The following is an 11,853-nucleotide window of genomic DNA, read 5'->3' on the forward strand; positions in this document are numbered from 1 at the left end:
AAATCCTACATTCGATTTCCCCACCCATTCCTAGGATGACGCCGTCCTGATCACTCGCCGCGAGGTGAATCGACGTGCGTCTCCCCTGCTGGCTTCCTGCGCTCCTGCTGTGCGCCACCTGCTCTCCCGGCCTTGCGCTGGCCGATGACTTCGATGCGCCCTCCTGGCGACGCTACGAGCTCGACGCGCTGGAGCAGCAACTCGTCCGCCCGGCCATGCGCCAGAGCCCACCGCGCCCGGCAACGACCATTGCGCCGACCCGCGGGCGACGCTCTGTCGACACGACCCGCATCGTCGCCCGTGCCCACGAGCTGATCGGCGAGCCCTACCGCTGGGGCGGTGAAAGCCTGGAAGAAGGTTTCGATTGCAGCGGCCTGCTGGTCTACCTGTACGACAGCATCGCCAACCGCAAGCTGCCCCGCACCACGGCCTCGATGATTGCCCAGCGCGGCAACGAAGTGGACCGCGACGAGCTGCGTCCCGGCGACGCCGTGTTCTTCAACCACAACGGCAGCGGCCAGACCCGCCACGTTGGTCTGTACATCGGCGAGCAGCGCTTCATCCACGCGCCGAGCACCGGCAAGACCATCCGCATCGACTCGCTCGACAACAGCTACTGGCAGCGCAGCTACACCACCGCGCGGCGGTTCAGTGGGTGATCCATCGAAAAAGATGAACCCGAGTCACCCGGGAAATTCGAATCAGAAAAGACCTACACAGATCGGGTGGTTAGCCCCATCCCCCAATTCAGGGAGATTCCTAAGATAGCGCTCCGTTTCATCCGCCGTCACACGATGTCCGAACCATGCGCCCGCTCCTCCTCCTGAACATGACCCTGTTGATTGCCCTGGCTGCTCCGCTTTGCGAGGCCAGGGAGCCCGTAAAAGCTGCCCATGGCCACAAGGCTGTCGCCGGCCTCTCGCGTACGGCACAGGCCAAGACACTCAATCGCAATGTCGTGCGCCTGCACCAGCCGGCCACCCGCCCGCTGCAGGCCGGGGTACACGACAGCCGTCGTGCCACCAATTCCCGCGTGGTCGCCCGCGCCCGCCAACTGGTCGGCATTCCCTACCGCCGCGGCGGCACCTCGGTGAGCAGCGGGTTCGACTGCAGTGGCCTGCTGGTCTACCTGTTCCGTACCGAAGCGGGCATGAAGGTGCCGCGTACCACCGGGGAAATGATCCAGAAGGGTGGCCAGCGCGTCGGCCGGGATCAACTCAAGCCGGGCGATGCGGTGTTCTTCAACCGCAATGGACGCGGCAACGTCAGCCATGTCGGCCTCTACATCGGCAACGACCAGTTCATTCATGCGCCCAGCTCCGGCGGCCGTATCCGCCAGGATTCGCTGGCCAACAGTTACTGGGAACGCAGTTTCACCACCGCTCGCCGCTTCAACGGCTGACCCTCCGCCGCCACTGCAAGAACCGATTGAGAACCCGACGATGCCCAGCCTGATGGTCGAAATAGTGCGCTTTACCGACGAGTGTTTCGCCGGCTGGGCAGAGTGCCGGCTGATCGATGCCGGCGGTCGTGACTGGCGCTTCCTCAAGCGCCGTTCGCTGGTCCAGGCGGATGACGCCGATGATCAGCTGCCCGCCGTCGGGCGCATCGACTGCGAGGTGCTCGAACGCCTTAACGGCACCGCCCTGGTCAGCACCGCCAAGCCGCGCGGCATCAAGTCCATCGACGGCGAGAGCCGCTTCCGTATCCCGCTGAGCGCGCTGATCGAGGACTGACCCCCCGTCAGTCCCGCGTTGCCTGCCCTTCCTCGGCGATTTTCGCGGCATCCCAGCCGCCGCCCAGCGCGGCGATCAGTTGCACGCTGGCGGTCAGCCGGCTGCCCTGCAGCGTCAGCAGGGTGCGCTCGTTGGACAACGCGCTGGTCTGGGTGGTGACCACGTTGCTGTAGTCGATGGTGCCGGCCTTGTACTGGTTGAAGGTCAGGCGCAGTGCTTCGCGGGCGGCGTCCAGCGCCTCCTGCTGCACACCGCTCTCCTCTTCCAGCACCTTGAGCTGGACCATGTAGTCCTCCACCTCGCGGAAGCTGTCCAGTACGGTCTGCCGGTAGCTGGCCACGGTCTGGTCGTAGCTGGCCTCGGCCTGCTCGACCTGGGAGGCGATCAGGCCACCGTCGAACAGGGTCATGGCGAACTGCGGACCGATGGACCAGTAGCGGTTCGGCGTCTCGATCCAGTTCTGGAAGCTGCCGCTGCGGTAGCCACCGGCGGCGGTCAAGGTCAGGTCGGGGAACCAGGCAGCCTTGGCCACGCCGATCTGCGCGTTGGCGGCGATCACCTTGCGCTCGGCCGAAGCCACGTCCGGGCGACGCTGCAGCAGTTCCGACGGCAGCAGACCGGGCACCTGCGGCAGCGCCGGCACGGCATCCACGGCGGCGAGGGAGAACTGCGCCGGCGGCACGCCAACCAGCACGGCAATGGCGTGCTCCAGCTGGGCGCGCTGGTATTTCAGGTCGATGGCCTGGGCCTGGGTGCTCTTGAGCTGGGTGCGCGCCTGGGCCACGTCGGCCTTGGTGACGATGCCGGCGTTGTACTGGTTCTCGGTGAGTTTCAGCGAGCGCTCATAGGCGACCACCGTGTCATTGAGCAGCTTGACCTGCCGGTCCATGACGCGCAGTTGCAGGTAGTCCTGGGTCAGCTCCGATTGCAGCGACAGGCGCGAGGCGGCGAGGTCCGCGGCGCTGGCGTCCATGCTGGCGGTATCGGCCTCCAGCTGGCGGCGCAGCTTGCCCCACAGGTCCAGTTCCCAGCTCACGCCTAGACTGGCGTCATAGCTGTTGGAAATACCGCCGCCACCGCCGCTGGCCACGGTGGAGCCATCCGGCAGACGCACGCTGCCGCCGCTGCCGGTGCCCTGGCCGGAACGGGTCTTGCCGGCATCGGCGCTGATAGTGGGGAAGAACGAAGCGCGCGCCCCCTTGGCCAATGCCTGGGCCTGGCGATAGGACGCCACCGATTGCGCCAGGGTCTGGTTGGCGGCGACCAGGCGGGTCTGCAGGTCGTTCAGCGTGGCGTCGCCGTACAGCTCCCACCAGGCGCCGTGGTTGAAGCCGTCCTGGGGCTTGGCCAGTTGCCAGCCCTCGCCCTCCTTGAAGCCGGCGGGCACCGTCAGCTCGGGGCGCTGGTAGTCCGGGCCGATGGCGCAACCGGCCAGGGCCACGGCGAGCGCCAATGGGAGAAGAGAACGGGAGCGGATCATACGGGTGTCTCCAGGGCGCCGTCGGTGCGCACGCCGCGCTTCTGGTTGACCCAATGGCGCAGGCGGTCGAGGTAGAGGTAGACGACGGGGGTGGTGTACAGGGTCAGCAACTGGCTGCCGATCAGGCCGCCGACGATGGTCATGCCCAGCGGGCGGCGCAGCGCGGCGTCGCCGCCGACGCCGAAGATCAGCGGCAAGGCGCCGAGGATGGCGGCCAGGGTGGTCATCATGATCGGCCGGAAGCGCTTCATGCAGGCTTCCAGGATCGCGTCGCGCGGCGACAGGCCGAGGCTGCGTTCGGCGTCGAGGGCAAAGTCGATCATCATGATGGCGTTCTTCTTCACGATGCCGATCAGCAGGATCACCCCGATCAGCGCGATCAGCGACAACTCGGTGCGGAACAGCATCAGCGTCAGCAGCGCCCCCACGCCGGCGGAGGGCAGCGTCGAGAGGATGGTCAGCGGGTGCACGTAGCTCTCGTAGAGGATGCCGAGCACGATGTACACCGACACCAGCGCCAGCAGGATCAGCCAGGGCATGTTGTTCTGGGTGTCCTGCACCGCGCCGGCGCTGCCTTCGAAGGTGGCCTGGATATCGATGGGCAGGTGCAACGGCTCCAGCGCCGCCATCACCGCGTCGCGGGCCGGTCCGATCAGCGCGCCGGGCGCCAGGTTGAAGGAGAAGGTGGTCGCGGCGAACTGCCCCTGGTGGTTGACCGTCAGCGGCGCGCGGCTCGGCTCCACGTGGGTGAAGGCCGACAGCGGCACGCGCTGGCCGTCGCTGCCGATCACGTAGACCTGGCGCAGCTCTTCCGGCGACTCCTGGTAGGGCTGATCCACCTCCATCACCACGTGGTACTGGTTCAGCGGATTGAAGATGGTCGACACCTGGCGCTGGCCGTAGGAGTTGTTCAGCACCGCGTCCACGTCGGCGACGTTGACCCCGAGGCTGGCGGCGCGGTCGCGGTCGATCACCAGGCGGCTCTGCACGCCCTTGTCCTGGGCGTCGCTGTTGACGTCCACCAGCTGCGGCACCTTGTTCAGCACCGCTTCGACCTTCGGCCCCCACTCGCGCAGCAGGGCCAGGTCGTCGCTGCGCAGGGTGAATTCGTACTGGGCGTTGCTCTGCCGGCCGCCGATGCGCACGTCCTGGCCGGCCTGCAGGTAGAGCGTGGCGCCGGGAATCTTCGCCAGCTGCTTGCGCAGGCGGTTGACGATGACCTCCGCCGAGTCGCGCTCGCCGATGTCCTTGAGGGTGACGAAGAATGAGCCGGTGTTGCTCGACTGCCACTTGCCGCCGCCGACGAAGCCCACCACGTTCTCCACGCCCGGATCGGCGGAGAGGATAGTGCGGAACTGCGCCATCTTCTGGTCCAGCGCCTGGAACGAGATGCTCTGGTCGGCCACCGCGAAGCCACGCAGGCGCCCGGAATCCTGCTGCGGCAGGAAGCCCTTGGGCACCACGACGAACAGGTAGACGTTCAGCGCGATGCAGCCGAGCATGATCACCACCATCAGCCGCGAATGCTCCAGCGCCCAGCTCAGGCTCGCGCGGTAGCGCAGCATGAAGGCGACGAAGTAGCGATTGGTCTGGCGCGCCACCGAGGCTTTCTGCGGCCGCTCGATGGGCTTGAGCAGCCGTGCGCAGAGCATCGGCGTCAGGGTCAGGGACACCACCAGCGAGACCAGGATGGCCGCCGCCAGGGTCACCGAGAACTCACGGAACAGCCGCCCGGTGATGCCGCCCATCAGCAGCAGCGGGATGAACACCGCCACCAGCGACAGGGTCATCGACAGCACGGTGAAGCTCACTTCGCGCGCACCGCGAATGGCCGCCTTGAGCGGCGGGTCGCCCTCCTCGATGCGCCGGGCGATGTTCTCCACGACCACGATGGCGTCGTCCACCACGAAGCCGGTGGCGATGATCAGCGCCATCAGCGACAGGTTGTTCAGCGAGAAGCCGCACAGGTACATGACCGCGAAGGTGCCCACCAGCGACACCGGCACCGCGAGGCTGGGGATCAGCGTGGCGCGGCCGTTGCGCAGGAACAGGTAGACCACCAGGATCACCAGCATCACCGAGATGATCAGGGTCAGCTCGGCCTCGTCCAGGGAGGAGCGGATCGACGGGCTGCGGTCGTCCATCACCGACAGCTTCACCTGCGGGCCGAGCACGTCCTGGATGATCGGCAGCTGCTCGTGGATGGCGTCGGTGGCCTCGATGATGTTGGCGCCCGGCTGGCGGGTGATGATCAGCAGCACCGCCGGCAGGTTGTCGGAGAAGCCGGCGTTGCGCACGTCTTCCACCGAATCGGAAACCTTGGCCACATCCTTCAGGCGCACCGCCGCGCCGGTCTCGGCGTTGTAGTGGACGATCAGCGGCGCGTATTCGCTGGCCTTGCGCAGCTGGTCGTTGGAGTCCACCTGCCAGTGGCGCCCGCCGAACTCCAGCGAGCCCTTGGGCCCGTCGGCATTGGTGTTGTCGATGGCGGTGCGCACGTTGTCCAGGGAGATGCCGTACTGACTGAGCTGGTCCGGATTGACGTCGACCCGCACCGCCGGCAGCGAGGAGCCGCCGATGCTGACCTGGCCCACGCCCTTCACCTGCGACAGCTTGGGCGACACGATGGTCGAGGCGAGGTCGTACATCTGCCCACGGGAATAGGTGTCCGAGGTCAGGGTGAGGATCATGATCGGCATGTCCGACGGGTTCGCCTTGCGGTACGTCGGATTGTTCGGCATGCCGGTGGGTAACAGGCTCATCGCCGCGTTGATCGCCGACTGCACCTCCCGCGCGGCGCCGTCGATGTCCTTGGACAGGTCGAACTGCACGATGATGGTGGTGTTGCCCAGCGAACTGCTGGAGGTCATGTCGGTGATCCCGGCGATGCGCCCCAGGGCGCGTTCCAGCGGGGTCGCCACGGAGGAAGCCATGGTCTCCGGGCTGGCGCCGGGCAGCGCCGCCTGCACCAGGATGGTCGGGAAATCCACGTTGGGCAGCGGCGCCACCGGCAGCAGGCCGAACGACAGGATGCCGGCCAGCATCAGCGCCAGGGTCAGCAGGCTGGTGGCGACCGGACGCAGGATGAACGGGCGCGACAGGTTCATCACCCGCGCTCCGCCGGATCGATGCTGTTCACGTCCAGCCCATGGCGGCCGCGCCAGGCGGCCCAGCGCGCGGCCAGGCGGTCGAAGTACAGGTAGATCACCGGGGTGGTGAACAGGGTCAGCAACTGGCTCAGCAGCAGGCCGCCGACCATGGTCACGCCCAGCGGCCGGCGCAGCTCGGCGCCGGCGCCGCCGGCGAGCATCAGCGGCAGCGCGCCGAGCAGTGCGGCCATGGTGGTCATCAGGATCGGCCGGAAGCGCAGCAGGCAGGCCTGGTAGATCGCCTCATGGGGCGGCTTGCCCTCGTTGCGTTCGGCATCCAGGGCGAAGTCGATCATCATGATCGCGTTCTTCTTCACGATGCCGATCAGCAGGATGATGCCGATGATCGCCACGATGCCGATGTCCTGCCCCGCCAGCATCAGCGCCAGCAGCGCGCCCACGCCCGCCGAGGGCAGCGTGGAGAGGATGGTCACCGGGTGGATGAAGCTCTCGTAGAGAATGCCCAGCACGATGTACATGGTGACGATGGACGCCAGCACCAGCAGCAGGGTGTTCGACAGCGACGACTCGAACGCCTGCGCCGCGCCACGGAAGCTGCCCTGCAGACTCACCGGCAGTTCCATCTGCGCCTCGACGCTACGGATCGCCTGCACCGCCTCGCCCAGGGCGACGCCCTTGGCCAGGTTGAAGGAGATGGTCGCGGCCGGGAACTGGGCGATGTGGTTGACCGCCAGCAGGGTGTGGCGCTCCTCGACCTTCGCCAGGCTCGACAGGCGCACCTGGGTGCCGTCGCTGGCGGGCACGTAGAGGTTGTCCAGCGACTGCGGGCCGATCTGGAACTCCGGCGCCACCTCCAACACCACGCGGTACTGGGTGGCCTGGGTGAAGATGGTGGAGATCAGCCGCTGGCCGAAGGCGTTGTACAGCACACTGTCGATGCTCGACAGGCTCACGCCCAGGCGCGAGGCGGTGTCACGGTCGATATTGATGTAGGCCTGCAGGCCCTTGTCCTGCCAGTCGCTGGCGACATCCACCAGCTCCGGCAACTGCTCCAGGTGGTCCACCAGTTTCGGTACCCATTCGGACAGCACCTCGGGGTCGGCGTCCTGCAGGGTGAACTGGTACTGGGTACGGGCGATGCGGTCTTCGATGGTCAGGTCCTGCACCGGCTGCAGGTAGAGGCGGATGCCGGGGACCTTGTCCAGCTCCGGTTGCAGGCGCTGGATCACCTCGGTCGCGGTGACGTCGCGGTCGGCGTGGGGCTTCAGGTTGATCAGCAGCCGGCCGGTGTTGAGCGTGGCGTTGGTGCCGTCGACGCCGATGAAGGACGACAGGCTTTCCACCGCCGGGTCCTGCAGCACCACCTTGGCCAGGTCCTGCTGGCGACCGGCCATGGCCTGGAAGGAAATCGACTGCGGCGCCTCGGCGATGCCCTGGATCACCCCGGTGTCCTGCACCGGGAAGAAGCCCTTGGGCATCACCACATAGAGCAGCGCGGTGAACGCCAGGGTGGCGATGGCCACCAGCAGGGTCAGCGGCTGATGACGCAGGACCACGCGCAGCGCGGCGGCGTAGCGCTCGATCATGCGCTCGATGAAGCGGCCGGCGGCCCGGGCGAAGCGCCCTTCCTTCTCCGGCTCGACGTGACGCAGCAGCTTGGCGCTGAGCATCGGCGTCAGGGTCAGGGAGACGAAGCCGGAAATCAGGATCGCCACCGCCAGGGTGATGGCGAACTCGCGGAACAGCCGCCCGGCCACATCGCCCATGAACAGCAGCGGGATCAGCACGGCGATCAGCGAGAAGGTCAGCGAGATGATGGTGAAGCCGATCTGTTTCGAGCCCTTGAGCGCGGCATCCAGCGGCGAGTCGCCCTGCTCCAGGTAGCGGGCGATGTTCTCCACCATGACGATGGCGTCGTCCACCACGAAGCCGGTGGCGATGGTCAGCGCCATCAGCGTCAGGTTGTTGATCGAGAAGCCGGCGAGGTACATCACGCCGAAGGTGCCGATCAGCGACAGCGGCACGGCGAAGCTGGGGATCAGGGTCGCGGAGAGGTTGCGCAGGAACAGGAAGGTGACCATCACCACCAGGCAGACGGCGAGCAGCAGTTCGAACTGCACGTCCGCCACCGACGCGCGGATGGTCGTGGTGCGGTCGGTGAGCACCGTCACTTCGAGGCTGCCCGGCAGGTTCGCCTGCAATTGCGGCAGCATCTGCTTGATGCTGTCCACCACCTCGATGACGTTGGCGCCCGGCTGGCGCTGGATGTTCAGCACCACCGCCGGCGAGGTATTGGCCCAGGCGGCCAGGCGCACGTTCTCGGCGTCGTCTTCCACGCTGGCCACGTCACGCACGCGCAACGGCGAGCCGTTCTTGTAGGCGATGATCAGGTCACGGTAGGCGTCGGCGGACTTGAGCTGGTCGTTGGCGTCCAGGGTCGAGGAGCGGGTCGGGCCGTCGAAGCTGCCCTTGGGGCCGTTGAGGTTGTTGTTGGTGACGGTGGTCTGCAGGTCCTGCAGGCTCAGGCCAGCCGAGGCCAGGGCCGCCGGGTTGGCGCGGATGCGCACGGCCGGGCGCTGGCCGCCGCTGATGCTGACCAGGCCGACGCCGGAAATCTGCGAAATCTTCTGCGCAAGACGGGTGTCGACCAGGTCCTGGATCTGCGGCAGCGGCATGTCCTTGGACATCACCGCCAGGGTCAGGATCGGCGCATCCGCCGGGTTCACCTTGCTGTACACCGGCTGGTTCGGCAGGTCCTTGGGCAGCAGGCTCTGCGCGGTATTGATCGCCGCCTGCACCTCCTGCTCGGCCACATCGAGGTTCACCTGCAGGCTGAACTGCAGGGTGATCACCGAGGCGCCGCCGGAGCTGGTGGACGACATCTCGTTCAAGCCGGGAATCTGCCCCAGCTGGTTCTCCAGCGGCGCGGTGACCGACGAGGTCATGATGTCCGGGCTGGCGCCGGGGTACAGGGTCACCACCTGGATGGTCGGGTAGTCCACTTCCGGCAGCGCCGAGATCGGCAGGAAGCGGTAGGCGATGATCCCCGACAGCAGGATCGCCACCATCAACAGCGTGGTGGCGACCGGCCGCAGGATGAACAGGCGTGACGGGTTCATTCGCTCTTACCGCTGTCCTGGACCGGGCTGTCCGAGCCGAACGGCTTGGCGGTGGACTTGTCGCCGTCCTGGCTGGCGGCGGCGCGGGCCTTCTCGTCGGAAGCGACGATGTTCATGCGCATGCCGTCGCGCAGGCGGTCGGTGCCCTCGACGACCACCCGGTCGCCCTCCTTCAGGCCCTCGCTGACCACCACCCGCTCGCCCTCGCTGGTGCCCAGGGTGACGAGCTGGCGCTTGGCCTTGTCGTCCTCACCGACCCTATACACGTAGGTGCCGTCGTTGCCGCGCTGCACGGCGTTGGCCGGGATGGTCAGCACGCCCTGCAGGGTCTCGGCGAGCAGGCGCACGTTGACGAACTGGTTGGGGAACAGCTTGTGGTTGTCGTTATCGAAACCGGCCTTGAGCTTGACGGTGCCGGTGGTGGTGTCGATCTGGTTGTCCAGGGTCTTCAGCACGCCGGTAGCCAGGGTCTGGTTCTGGTTGCGGTCCAGCGCCTGGACCGGCACCGGCTTGTTGCCGTACAGCTCGCGGGCGATGGTGCCGAGCTGCTGCTGCGGCAGGCTGAACACCACGGAGATCGGCTTGACCTGGGTGATGACGACCAGCGGCGTGGTGTCGCCGGAGGTGACCAGGTTGCCCACGTCCACCTGGCGCAGGCCGACGCGGCCGGAGATGGGCGCGCGCACCTGGGTGAATTCGAGGTTGAGCCTGGCGTCGGCGACCTGGCCTTCGTTGGTTTTCAGGGTGCCTTGGTACTGGCGCACCAGGGCTTCCTGGGTATCCAGGGTCTGCTTGGCGATGGAGTCCTCGGCATACAGGCCCTTGTAGCGGGCGAGGTCGATCTGCGCGTTCTTCAGCTGCGCCTGGTTCTGCAGCAGAGTGCCCTGGGCCTGATCCAGCGCGGCCTGGAACGGGCGCGGGTCGATCACCGCGAGCACGTCGCCGGCCTTCACTTCCTGGCCCTCCTGGAACGGCACCTTGACCAGCTGGCCGCTGACCCGCGCGCGGACGTTGACCGTGTTGTAGGCCGTGACGGTGCCCAGCGCGTGGTAGTGCACCGGCAGGTCACCCTTGAGCACCGGCGCGACGCTGACCGTCACCGCCGCACCCTGCCCCGCCGCCATCTGACCCGCACTCGGCCGCCCGCCACGTCCGCCGCCCTGGGCCGCCGGCGCCCCGCTGGACGTCGAGTGCAGCCACATGATCAGCCCCACCACGGCGGCGAAGATGAGCGCGGTGAAGAGCCAGGGGCGCAGGGTGCGGAGTTTGGAGGGCATTCCATTGCTTGGGGTCATGGTCGTCGTCATGGCGAAAAGAAAAGAGGATAGCGAGGCTGAACGATAAGCACAGCGAGGCCGCAGGCAAAGTCTCTTTACCCGCTATTTACCTTTGATTTACCGGAGGTTACGAATTTTCCAGGACGTTGCGACCTGGATCGGCCGGAAGGGTTCCGACCAGCCGGGCCGACCAAGCAGGTCGGCCCGGTTGTCACATCAACGCAGGAGCATCAGCGCCGGAGTATCAGCTCAGGGCAGCGATGGCGGCGGCGTAGTTCGGCTCGTCGGCGATTTCGCCAACCAGCTCGCTGTGCAGCACCTTGTTCTGCTCGTCCAGAACGACGACTGCGCGGGCGGCCAGGCCAACCAGCGGACCGCTAGAGATGGCCACGCCGTAGTTGGCGAGGAATTCGCGGCCACGCAGGGTGGACAGGTTGACCACGTTCTCCAGGCCTTCGGCGCCGCAGAAGCGCGCCTGGGCGAACGGCAGGTCGGCGGAAACGCACAGTACGACAGTGTTGGCCAGCTTGCTGGCTTCAGCGTTGAACTTGCGCACGGAGGTGGCGCAGGTCGGGGTGTCGACGCTGGGGAAGATGTTCAGCACCTTGCGCTTGCCGGCGTAGTTTTCCAGGGAGACGTCGGACAGGTCGCCAGCGACCAGCTTGAGGGCCGGAGCCTGTTCGCCTTTCTGCGGCAGCTTGCCGTCGACGGAAACCGGATTGCCCTTGAGGGTGACTTGAGCCATTGCTTGGATCCTTCTGGTGAGGGGTGGCAGCGCTGGCGGAGTGCCAACACCGCCCGAGGTATCGGGGCCGGGGGGCAAATCCTAGCACGACTTGCCTGAGTGGAACGCTCGGGATATTGGGGCGTGGCTTTCCGCTGCGGATTTACTCGGATACTGACAGCGAAACCTGGCCCCTGTAGGAGCGGGCCGTGCCCGCGAAGCTCCTGCTCTTCGTAGGAGCGGACTCCGTCCGCGATGCTTCTGGTTTGGTGTTCTGCGTCGCTTCGGTGTGCGCGCGAACTTCTTGTTTCGCCCCCTCGGGCGAGTCCCTTTTGGGGCCCAAAAGGAACCAAAAGGCCTTGCCCCTGCATCCGGTTTTTCGCTTAGGCGAAAAATGCCCTCGCTCC

The 11,853-nt window shown here is 66.7% G+C and carries 8 protein-coding genes; 3 read left to right on the forward strand and 5 right to left on the reverse strand.

Annotated features, from left to right (window positions below; all coding sequences use genetic code 11):
* The first annotated feature begins 74 nt into the window (after positions 1-74).
* From J5M67_RS26200 to J5M67_RS26210, 3 genes are all read left to right on the forward strand, one after another.
* A complete protein-coding gene (locus tag J5M67_RS26200; protein WP_368735953.1) occupies positions 75-659 on the forward strand; it encodes a C40 family peptidase in 585 nt (194 codons plus the stop codon).
* A gap of 146 nt (positions 660-805) precedes the next feature.
* Positions 806-1,402 carry a C40 family peptidase gene (locus J5M67_RS26205; protein ID WP_207888339.1) on the forward strand — a complete coding sequence of 199 codons (597 nt, stop codon included), beginning with the start codon at positions 806-808 and terminating at the stop codon, positions 1,400-1,402.
* A 52-nt stretch (positions 1,403-1,454) separates the two neighbouring features.
* The gene (locus tag J5M67_RS26210) at positions 1,455-1,736 is read left to right on the forward strand and encodes a hypothetical protein (RefSeq protein ID WP_207888340.1); all 282 of its coding nucleotides are present in this window, start codon (positions 1,455-1,457) and stop codon (positions 1,734-1,736) included.
* A 7-nt stretch (positions 1,737-1,743) separates the two neighbouring features.
* Here J5M67_RS26210 and J5M67_RS26215 read toward each other — a convergent pair whose 3' ends face one another.
* From J5M67_RS26215 to tpx, 5 genes are all read right to left on the reverse strand, one after another.
* The gene (locus J5M67_RS26215; RefSeq protein ID WP_207888341.1) at positions 1,744-3,216 is read right to left on the reverse strand and encodes an efflux transporter outer membrane subunit; all 1,473 of its coding nucleotides are present in this window, start codon (positions 3,214-3,216) and stop codon (positions 1,744-1,746) included.
* On the reverse strand, positions 3,213-6,323 hold the full coding sequence (locus J5M67_RS26220) for a multidrug efflux RND transporter permease subunit (RefSeq protein ID WP_207888342.1): 3,111 nt from the start codon (positions 6,321-6,323) through the stop codon (positions 3,213-3,215). The genes J5M67_RS26215 and J5M67_RS26220 overlap by 4 nt, the downstream gene beginning before the upstream one ends.
* Positions 6,323-9,445 carry an MdtB/MuxB family multidrug efflux RND transporter permease subunit gene (locus J5M67_RS26225; protein ID WP_207888343.1) on the reverse strand — a complete coding sequence of 1,041 codons (3,123 nt, stop codon included), beginning with the start codon at positions 9,443-9,445 and terminating at the stop codon, positions 6,323-6,325. Before J5M67_RS26225 ends, J5M67_RS26220 begins: the two co-directional genes overlap by 1 nt.
* Positions 9,442-10,740, reverse strand: a complete 1,299-nt coding sequence (locus tag J5M67_RS26230) for an MdtA/MuxA family multidrug efflux RND transporter periplasmic adaptor subunit (protein WP_207888344.1) — start codon at positions 10,738-10,740, stop codon at positions 9,442-9,444. The genes J5M67_RS26225 and J5M67_RS26230 overlap by 4 nt, the downstream gene beginning before the upstream one ends.
* 226 nt (positions 10,741-10,966) lie before the next feature.
* Positions 10,967-11,467, reverse strand: coding sequence for a thiol peroxidase (tpx, locus tag J5M67_RS26235; protein WP_207888345.1), 501 nt, complete (start codon positions 11,465-11,467; stop codon positions 10,967-10,969).
* Positions 11,468-11,853: the final 386 nt, after the last annotated feature.

The sequence above is a fragment of the Pseudomonas sp. 30_B genome (genome assembly GCF_017491605.1).
Lineage (GTDB): Bacteria > Pseudomonadota > Gammaproteobacteria > Pseudomonadales > Pseudomonadaceae > Pseudomonas.